The 20,923-nt window shown below is 31.3% G+C and carries 16 protein-coding genes; 14 read left to right on the forward strand and 2 right to left on the reverse strand.

Annotation, left to right across the window (positions count from 1 at the left end; translation table 11 throughout):
• Nucleotides 1-31: 31 nt before the first annotated feature.
• Nucleotides 32-472 (forward strand): hypothetical protein, encoded by a 441-nt coding sequence (locus HNV10_RS14705; RefSeq protein ID WP_173302185.1) that lies wholly within the window; start codon nucleotides 32-34, stop codon nucleotides 470-472.
• A 72-nt stretch (nucleotides 473-544) separates the two neighbouring features.
• Here the strand turns inward: HNV10_RS14705 and HNV10_RS14710 are convergent, their stop codons facing one another.
• The gene (locus tag HNV10_RS14710) at nucleotides 545-1,633 is read right to left on the reverse strand and encodes an endonuclease/exonuclease/phosphatase family protein (RefSeq protein ID WP_173302150.1); all 1,089 of its coding nucleotides are present in this window, start codon (nucleotides 1,631-1,633) and stop codon (nucleotides 545-547) included.
• A 137-nt stretch (nucleotides 1,634-1,770) separates the two neighbouring features.
• Between HNV10_RS14710 and HNV10_RS14715 the strand changes: the two genes are divergently transcribed.
• From HNV10_RS14715 to HNV10_RS14725, 3 genes are all read left to right on the forward strand, one after another.
• On the forward strand, nucleotides 1,771-4,551 hold the full coding sequence (locus HNV10_RS14715; RefSeq protein ID WP_173302151.1) for a TonB-dependent receptor: 2,781 nt from the start codon (nucleotides 1,771-1,773) through the stop codon (nucleotides 4,549-4,551).
• A gap of 80 nt (nucleotides 4,552-4,631) precedes the next feature.
• Nucleotides 4,632-6,065 carry a DUF5689 domain-containing protein gene (locus tag HNV10_RS14720; RefSeq protein ID WP_173302152.1) on the forward strand — a complete coding sequence of 478 codons (1,434 nt, stop codon included), beginning with the start codon at nucleotides 4,632-4,634 and terminating at the stop codon, nucleotides 6,063-6,065.
• Nucleotides 6,066-6,139: 74 nt separating this feature from the next.
• Nucleotides 6,140-6,499 (forward strand): hypothetical protein, encoded by a 360-nt coding sequence (locus tag HNV10_RS14725; protein WP_173302153.1) that lies wholly within the window; start codon nucleotides 6,140-6,142, stop codon nucleotides 6,497-6,499.
• A gap of 106 nt (nucleotides 6,500-6,605) precedes the next feature.
• Here the strand turns inward: HNV10_RS14725 and HNV10_RS14730 are convergent, their stop codons facing one another.
• The gene (locus tag HNV10_RS14730; RefSeq protein ID WP_173302154.1) at nucleotides 6,606-7,217 is read right to left on the reverse strand and encodes a hypothetical protein; all 612 of its coding nucleotides are present in this window, start codon (nucleotides 7,215-7,217) and stop codon (nucleotides 6,606-6,608) included.
• 149 nt (nucleotides 7,218-7,366) lie between these two features.
• Here HNV10_RS14730 and metG point away from each other — a divergent pair, with 149 nt between their 5' ends.
• The 10 genes from metG (at nucleotide 7,367) to HNV10_RS14780 (ending at nucleotide 20,907) form a co-directional block, all read left to right on the forward strand.
• Nucleotides 7,367-9,427 carry a methionine--tRNA ligase gene (gene metG / locus HNV10_RS14735; RefSeq protein WP_173302155.1) on the forward strand — a complete coding sequence of 687 codons (2,061 nt, stop codon included), beginning with the start codon at nucleotides 7,367-7,369 and terminating at the stop codon, nucleotides 9,425-9,427.
• Nucleotides 9,427-9,801 carry a hypothetical protein gene (locus HNV10_RS14740; protein WP_173302156.1) on the forward strand — a complete coding sequence of 125 codons (375 nt, stop codon included), beginning with the start codon at nucleotides 9,427-9,429 and terminating at the stop codon, nucleotides 9,799-9,801. The genes metG and HNV10_RS14740 overlap by 1 nt, the downstream gene beginning before the upstream one ends.
• A 14-nt stretch (nucleotides 9,802-9,815) precedes the next feature.
• Nucleotides 9,816-11,942 (forward strand): Tex family protein, encoded by a 2,127-nt coding sequence (locus tag HNV10_RS14745; protein ID WP_173302157.1) that lies wholly within the window; start codon nucleotides 9,816-9,818, stop codon nucleotides 11,940-11,942.
• Nucleotides 11,943-12,074: 132 nt separating this feature from the next.
• Nucleotides 12,075-14,504, forward strand: coding sequence for a hypothetical protein (locus tag HNV10_RS14750; RefSeq protein ID WP_173302158.1), 2,430 nt, complete (start codon nucleotides 12,075-12,077; stop codon nucleotides 14,502-14,504).
• Between the two features lie 80 nt (nucleotides 14,505-14,584).
• Nucleotides 14,585-15,103, forward strand: a complete 519-nt coding sequence (locus tag HNV10_RS14755; protein WP_173302159.1) for a ferritin — start codon at nucleotides 14,585-14,587, stop codon at nucleotides 15,101-15,103.
• Nucleotides 15,104-15,167: 64 nt separating this feature from the next.
• The gene (locus HNV10_RS14760; RefSeq protein WP_173302160.1) at nucleotides 15,168-15,344 is read left to right on the forward strand and encodes a hypothetical protein; all 177 of its coding nucleotides are present in this window, start codon (nucleotides 15,168-15,170) and stop codon (nucleotides 15,342-15,344) included.
• Between the two features lie 217 nt (nucleotides 15,345-15,561).
• Nucleotides 15,562-17,061: a sodium:solute symporter family transporter gene (locus tag HNV10_RS14765; RefSeq protein WP_173302161.1), complete on the forward strand. Its 1,500-nt coding sequence runs from the start codon at nucleotides 15,562-15,564 to the stop codon at nucleotides 17,059-17,061.
• Nucleotides 17,049-18,554, forward strand: a complete 1,506-nt coding sequence (locus tag HNV10_RS14770) for a class I adenylate-forming enzyme family protein (protein WP_173302162.1) — start codon at nucleotides 17,049-17,051, stop codon at nucleotides 18,552-18,554. Before HNV10_RS14765 ends, HNV10_RS14770 begins: the two co-directional genes overlap by 13 nt.
• Entirely contained in the window at nucleotides 18,551-19,495 is a 945-nt protein-coding gene (locus tag HNV10_RS14775) for an alpha/beta fold hydrolase (protein WP_173302163.1), read from the forward strand. The genes HNV10_RS14770 and HNV10_RS14775 overlap by 4 nt, the downstream gene beginning before the upstream one ends.
• Nucleotides 19,492-20,907, forward strand: coding sequence for a hypothetical protein (locus HNV10_RS14780; RefSeq protein WP_173302164.1), 1,416 nt, complete (start codon nucleotides 19,492-19,494; stop codon nucleotides 20,905-20,907). The genes HNV10_RS14775 and HNV10_RS14780 overlap by 4 nt, the downstream gene beginning before the upstream one ends.
• The last annotated feature ends 16 nt before the right edge of the window (nucleotides 20,908-20,923 follow it).

Raw genomic sequence — 20,923 nt, forward strand, 5'->3', positions numbered from 1 at the left:
CCCTACTTTTGCAGAAATAATTCAACTTACTATTATGGAAATTCTACAGTTTATACATTCTAAATGGGCTTATTTAGTATTATTAGTCTTAGTACTTGCTACGTTTAATGCACTTATTAAATTTTTTGGAGATAAAGAATTTGATGCAAAAGATTTTAGAATTTCATTATTTGCATTGATTACAATGCACATTCAATTACTTATTGGAATCGTTCTATTTTTTATGAAAGATTATTTTGGAACAATAAAACAAATTGGTGGTATGGGAGAAGTAATGAAAAATTCAGCCTTAAGAAACTTAATTATTGAACATCCTTTAACAATGATAATTGCGGTTGCTCTAGTTACTATTGGTTATTCTAAACACAAAAAGAAATTAACGTCTAAGCCAAAATTTAAATTATTAGCTATATTCTACACACTGGCTTTAGTTTTAGTTTTAGCAAAGATTCCTTGGAATCTTTGGTTCTAAAATTATAAAGTTAAAACATAAAAAAAGCGTCTAATCTTTAATTTAGACGCTTTTTTTATTCGAGAATTATATTTAATTCGCTTTTTCTTCTTTTGCTGTATCTACAGTAATTTCTTTAATTAAATAAATATACACTGGGAAATGATCACTAAAACCATCCGTAAAACCTCCATCGGCAAAACTTCTTAAAGGATAACCTTTATATCTACCATGTTTGTTACTTAGATAATTTTTATTAAAAATTCCTGACTTATAATAACGGAAAGATGAATAGTCTTTTTCTAAAAAAGGTTTTGTTACTAAAACTTGATCAAATAAACTCCAAGCATCTCTATAGCCTGTTGTACCTAATCCTTGCTTTTTAAACTGATTTTCAAACGGATTGTAAATTCCTTTTAATGGAACTTTATCCTTATTAGCTTTTGTCTTTAAAGCCTTTTTAAAACTTGCATTGGTTGGATCATCGTTAAAATCACCCATTGTAATTACTTTAGCATAAGGATCAATAGATTGTAGCGAGTCAATAATATGTTTATTTAGTTTTGCAGCACCAACTCTTTTTGAGCGACTTCTTGCTTCTCCTCCACTTCGCGATGGCCAGTGATTTACAATTACATGTATTAAATCCCCTTCTAACTCACCTGAAACTAATAATTGGTCTCTAGTATAAACTCGTTCTCTCGTTAAGTCATCATATATTAACAATTCATGAGAACTGGTCTCAATAGGTCTAAAAAGTGCTTTTTGGTATAGTAAAGCCACATCGATTCCTCTTTTATCTGGAGATTCAAAATGAATAATGCCATAATCCTTGGCTAATAACTGAGGGTCATTTACTAAATCCATTAGTACTTGTTTGTTTTCAATCTCAGAAACACCAATAATTGCTGGTGTGTTTTTTGTGTCTTTAAACCCAATATCCGCAACAACCCTAGCCATGTTTTTAACCTTATTTTTATAAACTTCACCTCTAAGAGATTCATTCATTTCCATTATAGGACTTGCTTCATCATACTTAGTAGGATCATTAATGGTATCAAACAAATTCTCTAAATTGTAGAAGGCTACAGTATGAATTTTAAATTTCTTTTTTTCTTGAGCATTTAAACTTATAAATGCTAAAACGAATATTACAGTTAATCCGAGTTTTATGTTTTTCATTTTGCTCATGTTATTTTAACATTATTTCCATTACAAATCTTAGGCCAAAAGTATATATTTATTATAAATAATGTAAGTTTGCAAGCCCTAAATAACTATTATTTAATCTACAAAGACTATTAACTTTAAATTTTAATATGAAAAAAAGTTTATTTATTTTATTATTTGGAATTTTAACTTCCTTTTCAATGATGGCTCAAAACACCATTATTAAAGGTAGTGTAAAAGACGCGGTTACTTTAGAACCAATTCCGGATGTTACAATAACCATTGAAGAAACACAACAAGCAACATCTACTGATGGTTTAGGTGAGTTTGTTTTTTCTAGTAATGTACCTTTAGGAGAGCAGGTTTTAAAAATATCTAAAACTGGTTATACAACTAAACGTTATCCTATTGTAGTTAATGAAGGTAAAACTGTAAACATTACAGATATGACCTTAGATATAGACATAACGGATGATGCAGATTTGTTTACCATTACACTCTCTGATGATGAACTTAATGATGATACAAGTGGTGCAGATAATATCTCTGGATTACTGTCTTCATCTTTAGATATTTTTCAGAGAACAGCAGCTTTTGAATTTAGCTCTTCATTCTTTAAAGTAAGAGGTTTAGACTCAGACAATGGTACCGTTTTGATTAACGGAATTCAAATGAATAAAATCTATAATGGTAGACCACAATGGAGTAATTGGGGCGGATTAAATGATGTAATGCGTAATCAAGAACTAACAACCGGTTTAACACCTTCTGACTATAACTTTGGTGGTATTTTAGGTACTTCTAATATTAATACTAGAGCATCTAGCTATAGAAAAGGTGGTCGTATTACTTACTCATCTTCTAACAGAAGTTATACCAACAGAGCAATGGCTAGTTATGCTTCTGGCTTAACAGAAGATGGATGGTCTTATGTTTTTATGATAGGAAGACGTTGGGGAGAAGAAGGCTATCAAGATGCAACATTATATGACTCTAATTCATTTTTTGCTTCGGTAGAAAAGAAAATAAATGATAAGCATAGTTTAAACTTTACTTCAATTTATGCTCCAAACAGAAGAGGTAAATCATCGCCAAACACACAAGAAGTATATGACCTAAAAGGCATTAAATACAACGAATATTGGGGTTGGTTAGATGGCGAAAAACGTAATTCTCGTATTAAAGAAGTTGAAGAACCAATTTTAATGTTAAACCATTATTGGGATATTTCCTCTAAAACAAGTTTAAATACTAATGTTGCTTACCAATTTGGTAAAGTGGGTAATAGTCGTATAGATAATTCAGGTGGTTCAAATCCAAGTCCTGCCTATTATCAAAACCTACCTAGCTATCATATTGCAAGAGAAGATTTAGCAAGTGCTTACATTCATGAGCAAGAGTTTATTGAAAATGGCCAAATTGATTGGGAATATATAATGACCGCTAATCTTAATAATAATGTAGGTAACGTTAATGCAGCCTATGCATTATATGAAGACAGAAATGACGATAAGCAACTTACTGTAAATACTATTTTTAATACCGAACTAAACGAAAATATCATTCTTAACGGTAGTATTAATTACAAGAGATTAGATTCTGAAAATTTTGCTGAAATTATTGATTTGTTAGGAAGTACTACTGGTGTTCAAAATATAGATTCTTTTGATGGATTTCAATTTGATTTATCTAATCCAGATCGTATAGCTTTTGAAGGCGATAAATTTAGATATAACTACAATTTATATGTAAATGAGATTTCTGGTTTTGCTCAAGCTCAATTTAAATACAATAAATTTGATTTTTTCCTAGCAGCAAATGTTGCCAAAACAGATTATCAAAGAGAAGGTTTATATGATAACGAAGCTAACGCAGGTAATTCTTTAGGTAAAGGAGATAAGTTAGAATTTACAGGTGTAGGTGCAAAAGCAGGTTTTACTTATAAAATAACCGGAAAACATATTTTAGACATCAATGCTGGTTACCTTACTAAAGCACCTTCATTGAGAAATACATTCACCAACTCTAGAGCAAATAATGATTATGTTGGTATTGTGAATGGTGTTTCCATTACAGGAAAAGAAATTACTGAAGAGAAAATAACTTCTTTTGATGCAAGTTATATATTTAGATCTCCTATTGTTAAAGCTAAATTAACAGGGTTTTACACAAAAATAGAAGATGCTAACGAAACTTCTTTTTATTATGCTGATGGTATTGGTGGTTTTACTACTGATGATGGTATAATTGAAACCAATGCCTTAGTTTCTGAAGTATTACAAGGTGTAGATAAAAGACATATTGGAGGAGAATTTGGTATTGAAGCACAAGTAACGCCAACAATTAAATTAAAAGGTGCAGCTTCTGTTGGTCAGTATACTTACGACAACAATCCAAACCTTTATGTATCATCTAACAGTTCTGTATCAGAGTATGGTGAAGCAAATTTAAAAGATTACAAAATTGCAGGAGGACCACAAACAGCATATTCTGTAGGTTTTGAATACAGAGACCCAGATTATTGGTGGTTTGGTGCAACAGCCAACTTCTTTTCTAACACTTATCTAGATGTTAGTCCAATCCTTAGAACTGAGAATTTCTATTTAGAACCAACTGATGGTTTACCATTTAATGAATATGATACTGAAGTAGCAAAAACACTTCTTAAACAAGAAGAGTTTGGTAGCTATATGGTTGTGAACTTAGTAGGCGGAAAATCTTGGAAAATAGACAACAAATACATTGGCTTCTTTGCAAGTGTAGGAAATCTATTAGACAAAGAATACAAAACAGGTGGTTTTGAGCAAGGTAGAAACGCAAATTATAGAGAATTGCTAGAGGACACTAGTCTTTCTAAACGTAGATTTGGACCAAAATATTGGTATGGTCGTGGTGCTAACTATTTTCTAAATGTGTATCTTAGATTCTAAAAAAAGAAAAATTAATAAATAATATTACAATTATGAAGTGTTCAACATTCATGAATTCAAAAATTATAAATCAAAAAGCTATGAATAACTCGATTAAATTTTTAAAATTAACTTTAGTCTTAGTGGCTTCATTTACCATTACATCATGTGTGCAAGATGATGATTACACAGTTCCTACTAGTTTAGGTGATGAAGAAAACTTAGCATTAGAATCATTATTAACAAATGCTACAGAAGTTTCTTTTGATTACGCAAAAGCATTATATAACTCAGACCCTAATGATGATGGCGACAATAGTGATGCTATTCCTTTTGCTGTAGAAAATGCTATTTATGTAAAAGGATATGTTTCCTCTAGTGATCAAACAGGAAATTTTTATAAAGAATTATACATTCAAAATAGTGCTGAAAATCCTACTAGTGCTATGAAAATAGTTTTAGACCAAACTGATAATTACAACCAGTTTAACAAAGGTCGTGAAGTATATATTAACTTAACAGGACTATTTATTGGTGAAGAACGTACAGGTAGCGGCATAATAACTTTAGGTGGTGGAACAGAATTTGACCAATATGGTGGAACTGTAACTTCATTAAATTTTAACCAAATTGCACAAAAGGTATTACGTTCTGGTATTACAGAAGAGATTGTACCTTTAGTGGTTTCATTCTCTGAAATAAATGACACTCACGTTGGTATGTTTGTACAAATTGATGATGTAGAATTTGCTGATGATTTAAATGGCTTACGTTATTTTGACCCAATAGAAGTTTATGATACTAGTAGAACACTACAAGTTTGTAACGGATTTAACTATGATGAATTTATCTTAGAAACAAGTTCGTTTGCAGATTTTAAAGAATACTTATTGCCTACAGGAAATGGTTCTATTAAAGCTGTAGTTAGTAAAACATATGATGCAAGTAGTTATATTTTAGCATTAAACTCTGTTGACGATGTTTCTATGGATGGCCCAAGATGTACTTTAGCCTCTACAATTTTTGAAGAAAGATTTGATGATGCTGTTGATGGTACAGATTTAGATACAACTGGCTGGACCAATTATGCTGAAGCTGGTGGTGAGTTATGGACAGAACAAGTCTACAACTCAAATGGTTACGCAGAATTTACAGCTTATGGCACAGGTAACTCTAGTAATATTGGTTGGTTAATTACACCAGGAATAGATTTAGATACTTACGCAACTGAAACTTTAGCTTTTCAAACAGAACATGCTTATCCAGATGCAGGTCATGACGCATTAGAAGTATTAATATCTACAGATTGGGATGGTACAACTGCAGGAGTAACAAGCGCAACTTGGACTGTATTAGAGTTTACATCTAGTTTAGAAGCTGATTTTGAATCATGGTATACATTTACAAATTCTGGAAATATCGATCTTTCTAGTTATTCAGGTACTGGTTATATTGCATTTAGATATACTGGTAGTGATACAAGTAATTTAAATACTACTATGCACGTAGATAACGTAGCTGTTTTTGGTGAATAATTAAAAACGTTAACTATACTTTAAAAAACCTGCTAGTTTTAGCAGGTTTTTTATTTCCAATATCTATTTTATTTATGCTAGACTCATTCTATATCACCATATTCAATCATTACAAAAAAGCATTAGGCAAACGTAGTATTAAGTTAGCCTTAATTTATATTAACATGCTAACGCTATCTATAGCATTCGCTCTAGCAGCATTCTTCTTAGCATTTGCTAAACAAATGAAAATGCAAATTATGTCTAATACAAAATTTTGGGTATTAATGACGTTAGCGTCTATTTTTTTAATTTTCATGAATTGGATGCGCTATAACGGAAAGAAAAGAACGATTCTTAATGCTAAATCAAAGCACAGTAATACATCTATTTATTTATTATGGATAATTCCTATAGCCTGCTTTGCAATTGCTGCTATTCTATTACAGGTATAAATAGATAGTGCTCTTAAAAAATAGATTGATAAAAAAGCTAATTTTATTAAATAAAAAAAGACCATCCTTAAACAGATGGTCTTTTTTATATTAAAAGATGTCCAATTTAATTATTAAACAATTTTCTTTTAGAATTTGTATAAGATACAGTTGCTGATCTATCTAAATCTTCAGAAGAATAATCTTCAGCATATAAAGAACCGTTGTAATACCCAGAGAATGACTGACCATTTTCTAACGTTCCTTCAAATTCAAACTCGTAAGAAGAGCCATTATCTAAAACGGTAAAACTTCCTGATGTAACCTCAAAAGAAGTCTCATCTTCTAAAGAATCTACAGAAACATTTAAATAAACTTCACCATCATTAAAAGTATTAGCATCAAAACTAAAGCTATCAAAAGAGTAAGTACCTACTTCTAAGTCGCCTTCAGTTTCGGTAAATAATTCAAAATAAACACCAGAAATTATAGCATCATCAGGTACTACTTCATCATCTGAAATAGTGAATTCTGAACTTAATAAGCTAATATCAAAATTATAAACACCATCTTCGTAATAATCACCATAATTTGAGATAATACCTGATTTTAACTCGTACTCAGTATCTCCATAAATTAGTGCTCCGCTAACATCCGAGCCACCATCATCGTCACTTCCGCAAGAAAAAGACATTACACTAATGGTTACAAGTAAAAATAATTGTTTTAAGTTTTTCATTTTTAATGATTTATAGGTTAAGTGGTTAAATTTATAATATTTTTTAATAACACAAAGAATTTTCTTTCATTTTTAGAATAATCGATTCTACTTTTCATTATAAATCACACTACAAAATGTTTACTTTTGTGCTTTAAAAAAGTAAGACCATGTCAAAAAGATATACCATAACAGCAGCACTCCCTTATACAAACGGCCCAATACATATTGGCCATTTAGCAGGTGTTTATGTACCAGCAGATATTTATGCACGTTATATGCGTTTAACAGGTAATGATGTTGCCTTTATTTGTGGTAGTGATGAGCATGGTGTACCAATTACTATAAAAGCAAAAAAAGAAGGTGTTACACCTCAAGATATTGTAGATAAATACCATGCGATTATCAAAAAGTCTTTTGAGGATTTTGGTATCACTTTTGACAATTACTCGCGCACATCTGCAAAAATTCATCATGATACTGCTCAAGAGTTTTTTAAAACCCTTTACAACAAAAATGAATTTGTAGAAGAAGTGACTGAGCAACTTTACGATGCGGAAGCGAACCAGTTTTTAGCCGATCGTTTTGTTACAGGTACTTGTCCAAAATGCGGCAATGAAGAAGCTTATGGTGATCAATGTGAAAATTGTGGAACAAGCCTAAATGCAACGGATTTAATTAATCCTAAATCTGCCATAACAGGAAATGTACCAACTTTAAAAGAAACCAAACACTGGTTTTTACCTTTAAATAAACACGAAGACTTTTTACGCGAGTGGATTTTAAAAGGTCATAAAAAAGACTGGAAACCTAATGTTTACGGACAAGTAAAATCTTGGATAGACGATGGTTTACGTCCAAGAGCAGTAACAAGAGATTTAGATTGGGGAATTCCGGTACCTGTAGAAGGTGGTGAAGGCAAAGTGCTTTACGTTTGGTTTGATGCGCCAATTGGTTACATCTCTTCTACTAAAGAATGGGCTGCACGCGAAGGCAAAAATTGGGAAGATTACTGGAAAGACGAAAACACAAAACTCGTTCACTTTATTGGAAAAGATAATATTGTATTTCACTGTATTATTTTCCCATCCATGTTAAAAGCCGAAGGTTCTTATATTTTACCAGATAATGTGCCAGCTAACGAATTTTTAAATTTAGAAGGCAAAAAATTGTCCACCTCTAAAAACTGGGCCGTATGGTTACCAGAGTATTTAATAGATTTTCCTAATCAACAAGATGTGTTGCGTTATGCTTTAACAGCTAATGCACCAGAATCTAAGGATAATGATTTTACGTGGAAAGATTTCCAGGCCAGAAACAATAACGAATTGGTTGCAATTTTTGGAAACTTCATTAATCGTGTGGTGGTTTTAACCAACAAGTATTATGATGGTATTATTCCTGAACCTTCGGATTATAAGGCTATCGACGAAGAAACTTTAGCGGCTGTAAAAGCGTATCCTGCAGTAATTTCTAGTTCTATTGAACGTTACCGTTTTAGAGAAGCCAGCCAAGAATTGATGAATTTAGCACGACTTGGAAACAAGTATTTAGCAGACGAAGAGCCTTGGAAAACCATTAAAACAGATGAAGCACGCACTAAAACAGTCATGTTTGTTGCCTTGCAAATCGCATCTGCTTTAGCTGTGTTATCTGAACCGTTTTTACCGTTTACGTCTAACAAACTAAAATCAATTCTTTGTCATTCTGAACTTGATTCAGAATCTAAATGGGAAGATGTTTCAACAAAAGACATCCTAATTCCTGCAAATCATAAAATCAATAAAGGCGAATTATTATTCACTAAAATTGAAGACAAAACCATAGAAGCGCAACTAGAAAAACTAGAAGCCAGTAAAAAAGCGAACGAAGCAGCGAACAAAGTGACAGAGCCACAAAAAGAAGAAATTACGTTTGAAGATTTTACCAAACTAGACTTACGTGTTGGTACTATTATCGAAGCTGAAAAAATGCCTAAAACAAAAAAGCTTTTAGTCTTAAAAGTAGATACAGGTATAGATACACGTACTATTGTTTCTGGCATTGCCGAAAGCTTTAAACCAGAAGACGTTGTTGGAAAACGCGTTACCGTTTTAGTGAACTTAGCACCAAGAAAACTAAGAGGTGTAGAAAGTCAAGGTATGATTTTAATGACTGAAGATGAAGGTGGTAATTTGGTGTTTGTGAATCCTGATACTCAAAACGTTTCTAACGGATTGCAAATAAGTTAATGGCTAAGCCTTCCATTACAAGACAAGTTATAGATTTACAAGCTCAGGCAGAACGCCTTATTAGAACTAAAGGAAATATGCCAGAGATTGAAGCTTTCTCTCAATATAACGAAGAAATAAAAGCCTATTTATTTGAGAATATTGATGACGACTTTGTACTTAATTACATAAAAACCATTCCCAGTTTAAATTTAGATGCTATTGAAACAAAATCTGGATTATTAACTCTAGTTGTTGGTTTAATTTCTGGAGGTTCCGCATCAGCGTATCACGAGCGACATAAAATAGAACAAGCCTTATTACAGATAAAAGAAATTTCTAATAAATATGCCTCTTGCGAAATGATGATTAGAAATTCTTTTGATAATGAATAAATTTAACTTTTTTGATGACCCAATTATTACAATTCATAACCTCAAAAACTAACTTACCAGAATCTTCTGTTAAAAACACCGTAGAACTTTTAAACCAAGACTGCACCATTCCTTTCATTTCACGTTACAGAAAAGAAGCTACAGGAAATTTAGACGAAGTACAAGTTGGCGATATCGTTAAGTTTAAGGAACAATTTGAAGCTTTAGAAAAACGAAAAATTGCCATTTTAAAAGCTTTAGAAGAACAAGACGTTTTAACTGAAGACCTCAAAGAAAAGATATCGAAAACTCAAGATTTAATAACGCTTGAAGATTTATACCTACCCTTTAAGAAAAAACGAAAAACAAAAGCAGAAACGGCTCGTAAAAATGGCTTAGAACCGTTGGCTAAAATCATTATGAGCCAAAATGCTAATGATATAGAATCTGTTGCTTATAAATACGTAAAAGGTGACATATCAAACACAGAAGAGGCTTTAGAAGGTGCTAGACATATTATAGCCGAATGGATTAATGAACGCACTGATATTAGAAATACACTAAGAAATGAATTAGAGCGTCGTGCTCAAATAAGCACTAAAGTTGTTAAGTCTAAATCTACAGATGAAAAAGCACAAAAATTTAGAGATTATTTTGATTGGTCAGAAAGTTTAAACCGAATTCCATCACACAGATTATTAGCTATTTTAAGAGCAGAAAGCGAAGGTTATATCCGTGTAAAAATTGAAGTTGATGAAATTAGAGTTTTAGAACGTATTGATAAGAAAATTATAAGACGTCAAAATGCATGTGCAGATCAAATAGAGTTGGCCATTTCAGATGCCTATAAACGTTTACTTTTTCCGTCGTTAAGTAACGAAGCTTTAAATAATGCTAAAGAAAAAGCAGACGAATCTGCCATAAACGTTTTTGCTAAAAACCTAAAACAATTGTTATTAGGTTCGCCTATTGGAGTAAAACGCGTACTCGCTATAGATCCAGGATTTAGAACAGGTTGCAAAGTGGTTTGTTTAGATGCGCAAGGCAATCTAAAACACAACGAAACCATTTATCCACATGCGCCTAAAAACGATAGTATAGGCGCTATAAAAAAGATTTCTAGTTTAGCAGAAGCTTATAAAATTGAAGCCATTGCTATAGGAAACGGAACAGCATCAAGAGAAACGGAAGCCTTGATTCGTAAAATTCAATTTAAAAATGAGATTCAGGTATTTGTAGTCAGTGAAGCAGGTGCAAGTATTTATTCGGCATCAAAAATTGCGCGTGATGAATTTCCAGATTATGATGTAACCGTTAGAGGTTCGGTGTCTATTGGAAGACGCTTACAAGATCCTTTAGCCGAACTCGTAAAAATTGATGCAAAATCTATTGGTGTAGGTCAATATCAGCACGATGTAGACCAAACAAAACTTCAAAAACAATTGGATACTGTTGTAGAAAATTGCGTGAATGCCGTTGGTGTTAATATCAATTCTGCCAGTAAACCCTTATTGAGTTACGTCTCTGGTATTGGACCAAAATTAGCAGAAAACATTTTTGATTACAGAACAGAACATGGTGTTTTTAAATCTCGAAAAGACATATTAAAAGTGCCACGTTTAGGCGGAAAAGCATTTGAGCAAAGCGCAGCCTTTTTAAGAATAAAAGGTGCTAAAAACCCTTTGGATGATTCTGCTGTTCATCCTGAAAGCTATGCTATTGTAAAACAAATGGCAAAAGATGAAGCTATCTCTCTTGAAGATTTAATTGGTAACAAAGCCATTCTTCAAAATATAGATTTAAAAAAATATGTGTCTCAAACTGTTGGTTTATTAACGCTTAAAGATATTATTAAAGAGCTAGAAAAACCTGGTTTAGATATTAGGGAAACTGCTAAGGTTTTTACGTTTAATCAGAACATAAAAACCATTACAGACCTACACGAAGGCCAATTATTACCAGGCATTGTCAATAACATTACCAATTTTGGCTGTTTTGTAGATGTTGGGATTAAAGAAAGTGGCTTAATACATGTGTCTAATTTATCAGACAGTTTTGTAAAAGATGTGAATGAACATGTGCATCTGCATCAACAGATAATTGTAAAGGTTTTAGAGGTTGATGTGGCACGCAAACGGATACAGTTGAGGCTTCATAACTAAATAGAATAGCTTTATTTTATAGTGAACAATTCAAACTTTCAACTTGTTAATTATAAAAACATGGACTATTTTTAATAAATTAACATATTTTGGCTTAATATTTGTGCTAACTTTACACTAAACCAATTAATTATGAAACAAAGCTACCCTCTAAATTATTTTCTATTTATCGCTTTACTTTTATTAAGCAACCTCTATTCACTAAATGCACAAGAAAATTATGAAATTACTGAATCGTATGAAGATTACACGGATGCAGTACGAGAAGTTGCCTATTTACATTTAAACAAATCTACCTACATCAAAGGGGAAGACATTGGTTTTACCGCTTATGTCCTAGATAAAAAAACAAAGAAACCTTCTTTGTTAACTACAAATCTCTATGTAAGTATTGAAGATGTAAATCAAAACGTAATAAAACAAAAATTAATAAAAGTAGTTGATGGCATTGCTTCAAATATTTTTGAAATTGATTCTCTTTTCACAACTGGTAACTATAAAATACAAGCATACACTAATTGGATGCGAAATTTTAAAGAGCAAAATTATTATACAGAAACTATTAGTATAATTGATGTCAACGAAACTGAAACCGAAAACCTAAGCCCAAAAATTGATGCACAGTTTTTGCCAGAAAGTGGTCATTTACTTCATGGTGTTGTTAATATTATTGGTGTAACAATTAAGGATCAACTTGGTTATGGAATTCCTTTTGCCAAAGGAGAGGTTATAAATGAAAATAATGAAGTTTTATCAACTTTTAAAACCAATCAATTCGGAATTGGAAAATTTCAACTATTACCTGAACATGGCAATGCATATGATGTAAAAATAAATTACTCTGATCAAAGTTTTAGTACAAATCTAAATACCGAAATAGAGCATAACGGTGTTATTTTATCGCTCAAAAAAATAAAATCAAAAGTATTTATTTCTTTAAAAACCAATGAAGAAACTCTAGAATCTATAAAGAATAACAGATATACTTTAATGCTACATAATGGAGACTTGTTTGAAGTTATGGATGTCTATTTCAATGATGTAACAGAGATATCTAAAGTAATAGATATTAGTAATATGGCTTCTGGTACTAATATTATTACACTGTTTAATGAAAATGACCAGCCCATTGCAGAACGGTTGTTTTTTAATTATGAAGGCATTAAATTAATAAACCAAAGCACCATTACAACAGTAAAAGAAAAAGACTCCATTGAGATTAACCTCAATTTCAAGGATATTAATCCAAATACTAACAATTCTATTAGTATATCTGTTTTACCAGAAGATTCAAAATCTTATAACAGACGTAATAATATTATTTCTTATACCTATTTAGCACCATACATTAATGGTCTTATTGAACAGCCTAAATATTACTTCACTGAAATAGACTCAAAAAAAGAATACGAGTTAGATAACCTTTTAATTACTCAAGGTTGGAGCAGTTATAATTGGGATGATATTTTTAAAAACACACAAGATTTAAAATATCCGTTTGAACAAGGTATTACCATAAATGCTAACAGAACCTCTAAAGACATTAATGGCGATATAGAAATGCAATATTTAGTACATGCCGTAGATAATGAAAGCCCAAGAGTTTTTCCTACTAAAAAAGGTGAAAGTAATTTTATAATTGAAAATGTTTTCCCAATAGAAACAGAAGCAATTTACTTCTCTAAAATGACTAAAAATGAGGATTTAAAACCTGCGTCCTTATATCTTCAGTTTTTCCCTAATACGATACCAAAATTAAAAAATGATAAAAACGATTTACCTCATAATAGTGAACAAAGTGCAAAACTAAAACCTATTGATTATAATAGAAGTGATTTATTAAATATTTCTAGTAATGTGCAAAGATTAAAAGAAGTGGTAGTTAAATCAAATCCTGGTTTAGAGAAGCGTCTTGAACAAAATGACTTAGGTAAAGGACGATTTGGAAAAATAACGACGATTAATGAACAAGATCTAAATATTTATATCACATTGGCAGATTATGTAAAATATAAAATTTTGAATGGAAATGACTTTAATACAACTGGCAGACTTGACCTCAAAGGATTTAATGGTAATGGTGCTTCAGTATCAGAAGATTCAAGTACTGACCCTTATGGAAACATTCTTAATTACTATTTAGATGATTCACAAGTATACGACATCAGCTTTTTTAGAAATATTTACCTAACTGATATTGCGTATGTAGAGTTTAATAAATTTGGTGTTGGAGAAGGCATGAGAAGTCCTAAAGGGTTTATAAGAATTTACACTAAAGATTCGCCAAAAAAATATTTAAACAATACAACGGTACAAGCCTACAATTTCCCACTTAAATTTAGTCCCAATAAAAAATTCTACATCCCAAAATACAAATATTACAATGATGATTTTTATAAAAATTTCGGTGTTATTGATTGGCAACCAAATCTTAATGTAGACAATCAAAGTAATATCTCTTTTAAAATAGCAAAACCAAAAGTGCCATTTAACTTGCATATAGAAGGTATTGCAAACGATGGTTCTTATGTTTACGAAAAGAGAACAATTAACAAAGATTAGATAGGGAATATCACAAAATCAATAAAAATACTTTAATAAGGAATTCACTATCTTTATACCTGTATAAAACACCGAAAATTATGTTATCAAAATCAATAGAAGCAGCTTTAAATAATCAAATTAGAATAGAAGCAGAATCATCACAAGCGTATTTAGCTATGGCTGTTTGGGCAGAAGTAAAAGGTTTAGAAGGTGTTTCTAACTTTATGTACGACCAATCTGATGAAGAACGTGAGCACATGCTAAAATTGGTAAAATTTGTTAACGAACGTGGTGGACATGCACATATTTCAGAATTGAAAGCACCTAGTGTAACATTTCAATCTTATAAAGAACTTTTTGAAAAGCTTTTAGAACACGAAATTTTTGTTTCAGAAAGCATTAACGAATTAGTTCATATCTCTTTACAAGAAAAAGATTATGCTACTCATAACTTCTTACAATGGTACGTTGCAGAACAAATTGAAGAAGAAGCTATGGCAAGAACCATACTAGATAAAGTGAAAATGATTGGTGACGACAAAGGTGGTTTATACTTGTTTGATAGAGACATACAACAACTTACTGTTAGCTCTGCAGCAGAAACTCCTGATGCTTAAAGTGTTGAATTTTATTTAGATTAAATATAAATAACTATTTTTGTCCTGTTGATATTATTTCTCAATGGGCAAAAAGAAAAAAAATAAAAAGCTAAAAAAAGAACGTATTAAAGTTCTTGAGAATTCTGGCTTAGCATTACCTGGGAATGTAAAATCTAAATGCTGCAAGAAATTTAAAAAATCTGAAAACAAACGTTGTAAAAAATGTCCTTGCTTTGATTTACTTAAAAAAGTAGCCTAATTTATATTCTTAAATTTCATTTTTATTTCACTTATCTATTAGTTCACCCAAAATTCTTTTACTACATTTAATAGTCACAGATACTTTTTGTATTGAAAAACTTAAGTTAATCTAGAATAATCAACTTTTAATAGAAAAAGTCACACCTTAAGAAACTAAAATAATAAACTCAAAGATTATATAAAGTTTGTTATTTGTTTTAAAGACAATTATTAAAATGATAGCATCAGATAAGTTGGTCACCTATATGTGGATTTTATTAGCAGTATATGCTGCTATAATCCTATTTTTCGTTATAAGAGGTGCTCGTAAAAATACCAGTATAAAAGATTATGCTGTTGGCAATATTGGTTTCCCATCTTGGGTTGTTGGGTTATCATTAGCTGCTTCAATGACCAGTGCTGCAACTTTTATTATTAACCCTGGATTTATTGCACTATATGGAATTTCTGGAGTCATCTCTTTTGCTCTGGTTTTACCAATTGCCGCATTTATATCTTTAATAGCATTTACAAAAGGCTTTGTTAAACAAGGTAATGCTGTAAAAGCAACAACCATGGCACAATGGATTGGCAAGCGTTATAATAGTAAAAACTATGCTTTTTTCTTTGGTATTATTGCGCTTTTACTCATAACGTTTATAGTTCTTATCAATGTAGGCTTAACACAAGTCATCTCTAAATCACTTAATGCAGACCCATTCTATGTTCTTATGGGAATCACAGTATTTGTGTTTGGCTATATGATGTTTGGCGGTGCAAATTCTATGGTTTACACCAATACTATTCAAGCCATAATAATGTGTATTGTAGCATTGATTTTAATATTTTCTGGTTCAGAATATTTTGTAGATGGCATTTCTGGCTTCATCGATAAACTAAATACTATTGACCCAAATTTAACCAAGCCAACAAATCCATCTAGTTTTCTTTTTAGAGATTATTTCGAAATTATCTTTACACAAATCGTCATAGGTGTTGCAGTTGTTTGCCAACCACATATCATTACAAAATCACTCCTATTAAAAGACTCGAGTAAAATAAACACGTATCTCTTTAGCGGAATTGCGTTTATGATTGTCTTCTTCTTAGTCGTTGTAGTTGGTTTATATGCACGTATTAGTTTCCCTGATTTTATGGTCAATGGCGAAAAATTAAGAATGGATGAAATTATACCAACATACGTTGTTACTAAATTTTCCGTAGGTGTTGGTTTAGTTATTGTTGTTGGTTTAATTTCCGCAGGCTTATCAACTTTAGAAAGCTTAATTCAATCACTATCAATAACTATTACTTCAGATATTATAAATCCATTATTTAATGATAAGTTTACAGAGAAGACTATAACTATTAATAAAGTTGTCATTATCGTTTTAGGTATTGTCAGCTTTTTATTAAGTTGGGAACAGATTAAAAACCCAAATGTGAGTGTTGCTATTTTTGCTCAAAATGGTGTTTATGCATATTTTGCAGCAGCTTTTGTTCCTGTTTTATTCGGAACTTTTTTAAAAAACGTTTCAACAAGAGCAGTATTTATCGCGAGCATTACTGCTATTGTTGTTCACTTCGGCATTTATTACGGAAGACTTACACCATACATGCAAGAACCTGTAAATAATCCTGGTGTTTCGGCAGCCATCGGAATCCTAACATCACTTGTTGTAGGTTACATTATATATAACATAGATTATAAAAAAAGTAGAACTTGGACAGATTAGATTGGACAGCTAAATGGGCAGATTACACGCCAGATAAAATTGCACTTACATCGTATGACGCTAACAAAAGCTATACGTACAGTGACTTACACAATTATGCCAATCGCTTAATCCAAAAATTTACAATCCTTAATCTTGAGGAAGGTGATAGAATTGCTGTTTTAGCAGACCATGGTTTAGACTACATGGTTCTATTTGTGGCTTGTCAGCGTATGGGACTCGTTATTGTGCCTTTAAACTACAGACAATCCGTAAACGAAATATCTAAATTGGTTTTAGATTGTACGCCTAGTTTATTTATCTACAATAGCAACCATAAAGCCAAAGCCTTACAATTACCAATTCAAGATTTAAAAGTTTTAACTTTTGAAACAATAGCAGATTATTATCAAAATTCAGAAAACACTTCAATTAAAATCTCTCAAATAAAAGAAGACAATACGTTATTTATTTTCTATACTTCCGGAACAACTGGCACACCAAAAGGTGTTATTTACACCAATAAAATGCTATTCTGGAACAGCTTAAACACCTCAATGCAACTCGGCATTACTTTTAGAGATTCAACTATAAATACGTTACCACCTTACCATACCTCTGGCTGGAATGTTTTTGTAACGCCATTACTGCACAAAGGCGCACATATAGGTATGTTAGAAAAATTTGATTCCGAAAAAATACTTTGCCTCCTAGAGTTGAACAAGACAACACTATTCATGGCATTGCCAACCATGTTATTAATGATGCAAAAAACGCCCGTTTTTAAAGATGTTAACCTTAAAAAATTAAGATACATTATTTCGGGTGGAGAAAAAGTACCGTCAGAATTGGTAAGTTTCTGGAAAAATGAAAAAAACATCTATATAAGACCAGGTTATGGACTTACCGAAGCAGGACCAAGTATAACGTCCTTGCACCATAAAATGGCAGAGCTGAAACCAAATTCCATAGGAAAACCCAATTTTTATTTAGACATAAAAATCGTGAATACAAAAGGAGAAATGGTGAAACCTAATGAAGTCGGCGAACTCTGTATTAAAGGTGATATTGTTACTCCAGGTTATTGGAATAACTCCGTTAAAACAAGTAATAAAATAAAGAAAGGTTGGCTATTTACAGGTGATTTTGCTTATAGTGACGAAGAAGGCTTTTTATACATGAAAGGCAGAAAAAACGACATGTATATTTCGGGTGGAGAAAATATATATCCTCAAGAAATTGAAGCACATCTAGAACAAATAAAAGACATTAAAAAAGCCGTTGTTTTAAGTGTAAAAGACGAAAAATGGGGCGAATGTGGCATAGCCTTTGTAACCTCAACAAACAAAGACCTTTCTGCTACGGAAATCCGCGAAGAATTAAAAACAAATTTGGTCGCTTTTAAACATCCTAAGTACATTTTTATTTTAGATGAAATTCCACTAACTAGTTTAGGAAAAGTATCGAGAAAAAAATTAAATAAATATTTTAACGTCATAAAATCCCAAGAATGAAAAGACTCGGAATAGTATTAGCAATTATCCTTTTTAACACGACTTTATTTTCGCAAAACACTAAAAAACCAATGAAAGATATACTTTCAGCATATAATTTTAAAACGCACACAATAAGCTTAGACAGTTTAGAAATTAGTTATGTAACAGAAGGGAATGGTAAAAAAACTCTTTTGTTTGTACATGGCTTAAGTAGTAATTCTGATGCTTGGTCTAAAAACATAGAAACACTAAGTAAAGATTATACATGTATTGCTTTAGACCTACCTGGTTACGGAAAATCGTCTAAGCCAATGGCAGATTACACACCTAGCTTCTTTACTGAAGCACTACTTCAATTTATTGAAAAATTAGAATTAAAGAACATTACACTTATTGGGCATTCAATGGGTGGACAAGCAAGTATTAAATTTGCTTCAAATTATCCTGATATGATTGAAAAGTTGATTTTAGTTGCACCAGCTGGTTTAGAACAATTTTCTGAAGCTAATGCGACTTTCATGAAATCGTATTTCACACCAGAATCAGTAGCAAATACTCTCGATGTGCAAATAGAAAAGAATTACGCACTTAATTTTTACAAGCAACCAGAAGATGTTTCTAAAATGGTTAATGACCGAAAGATGATTAAAGAAGCTTCAGATTTTAAAGCCCATTGCCAAGCCATAGTTAATAGTATTTCTGGTATGTTAGATGAACCTGTTTTTAACGATCTAGAATCCATAAAAAGTCCAACTTTAGTGATTTTTGGAGATAAGGATGCACTGATTCCTAATCGCTATTTTAATCCAAAATTAACTGTAGAAAACATTGGTGAAATTGCTGCAGAACATATTAAAACTGTAAAAGTTGAATACATAAAAGATGCTGGTCACTTTGTACAATACGAGAAACCACAAGAAGTTAACGCACTTATTGAGCAATTTGTAAATGCAGAATGAAAACAAAGCTTAAAAAATTCACGGCATTTAGTAAAACCATTTTACCCAATGAAGCTAAATATCTCGAAGAAAACTATCAGTTTACAGATATTGAAAAACGCAGTATAATTTCGCGTGTTATTTCAAATGCTTTATCTCAAAATAGACAAGTAGAATATGATGCCACAATAGACAAACGAAAATATTCTTATATAAAAGTTTGGATTGAAAAAAAATTAGCCAACATAGATGTAGACACCACTATTGAATGGATAATGTCTCTAAACAAAAAAATATTAACAGATGCCATAGCTTCAAAAGAAGAAAAAGAGTTTCTACATTACATTTCAGTTTATAAAAACATTGCGTATAATTTTCAGAATTTATACGAGCTTGCCAAAGAGTACAAATCGTATCTTTTAGTAAGAATGCGTTATAAAGACCATAAAACTGTGGCAGATTTTATAGAATCCTTTAAAACTAATTATAACGAAGCTATAAATGTAAAAGACCAACTCTACGATGCTACTACCGAAATCACCAACCAATACACTTTAAATAATAACGATACTAAACATTTAGAACATTGGTTGCTTGCTGTTTTTAATGACAAAAATATAGATGGAAAAAACAGATATCAAGCTTTTGTTTTACTTGCATTTATGTACACCAATTACAACGAAAATGGTAAATTAAAAATTATTTTCGACCAAATTGATACTTACTTTAATCAAGGTGATATGTATTCTAGACGTATTTTATCTAATTACTATGCGAGTAGAGTTTTACTACATTCTAAACAAGATGAATTTGAAAAAGCTGAATTCTATGGCTATTTATCCATAAGACAAAATAATAATGATGCGTTAATGTATCTCAATAATTTAGTCGCAATTTTACTAAGAAATCATAAGCCTGATGATGCTTTTTTACTATTAGAAAAGCATCAAGATTTATATAAGGAAACACATAATTATCACCAAAAAATTGGCTATTGCTCTTATCAAATTAGAGTGTTATCTGAACTTAAAAAAAACAAACTGGCAGAAGCTACAGCAAAAACGTTTTTAAGACAATATAAAAATGAGGTCTTAAACCATCGTTGGCACCACTTTTTCACCTCATACATTAATGTGCTAATTATTCTAGAAAAATATGATGAAGTCTTAAAGTTAGCTTCAAAATTTAACCTTACCGAAAAAGAAACTGAACGACAAAAACAGAGTAATTATGTGCCAAATATTTCATGGAGTATTTCACTTTCAAGATACATGGAAGGTCATATAAATTCTAATCGATTATTAGATGAAATAAAAGCACCTCTTAAATCTATTCAACCTACAAAAAACCAAAAACAATTAATGATTAAAGTGATTGATAGACTTTCTAACAACTTACCTGAAGCTTTTTTACAGTTAAAGTCGCATATCTAAATTTAACCAACAAAAA

It is taken from the genome of Winogradskyella litoriviva (assembly GCF_013249065.1).
Classification (GTDB): Bacteria; Bacteroidota; Bacteroidia; order Flavobacteriales; family Flavobacteriaceae; genus Winogradskyella; species Winogradskyella litoriviva.

Coding starts and splice junctions, on each gene's coding strand:
- HNV10_RS14710 (WP_173302150.1), bottom strand. CDS start 1,633: ATGAAAAACATAAAACTCGGATTAACTGTAATATTCGTTTTAGCATTT.
- HNV10_RS14715 (WP_173302151.1), top strand. CDS start 1,771: ATGAAAAAAAGTTTATTTATTTTATTATTTGGAATTTTAACTTCCTTT.
- HNV10_RS14720 (WP_173302152.1), top strand. CDS start 4,632: ATGAATAACTCGATTAAATTTTTAAAATTAACTTTAGTCTTAGTGGCT.
- HNV10_RS14725 (WP_173302153.1), top strand. CDS start 6,140: ATGCTAGACTCATTCTATATCACCATATTCAATCATTACAAAAAAGCA.
- HNV10_RS14730 (WP_173302154.1), bottom strand. CDS start 7,217: ATGAAAAACTTAAAACAATTATTTTTACTTGTAACCATTAGTGTAATG.
- metG (WP_173302155.1), top strand. CDS start 7,367: ATGTCAAAAAGATATACCATAACAGCAGCACTCCCTTATACAAACGGC.
- HNV10_RS14740 (WP_173302156.1), top strand. CDS start 9,427: ATGGCTAAGCCTTCCATTACAAGACAAGTTATAGATTTACAAGCTCAG.
- HNV10_RS14745 (WP_173302157.1), top strand. CDS start 9,816: ATGACCCAATTATTACAATTCATAACCTCAAAAACTAACTTACCAGAA.
- HNV10_RS14750 (WP_173302158.1), top strand. CDS start 12,075: ATGAAACAAAGCTACCCTCTAAATTATTTTCTATTTATCGCTTTACTT.
- HNV10_RS14755 (WP_173302159.1), top strand. CDS start 14,585: ATGTTATCAAAATCAATAGAAGCAGCTTTAAATAATCAAATTAGAATA.
- HNV10_RS14760 (WP_173302160.1), top strand. CDS start 15,168: ATGGGCAAAAAGAAAAAAAATAAAAAGCTAAAAAAAGAACGTATTAAA.
- HNV10_RS14765 (WP_173302161.1), top strand. CDS start 15,562: ATGATAGCATCAGATAAGTTGGTCACCTATATGTGGATTTTATTAGCA.
- HNV10_RS14775 (WP_173302163.1), top strand. CDS start 18,551: ATGAAAAGACTCGGAATAGTATTAGCAATTATCCTTTTTAACACGACT.
- HNV10_RS14780 (WP_173302164.1), top strand. CDS start 19,492: ATGAAAACAAAGCTTAAAAAATTCACGGCATTTAGTAAAACCATTTTA.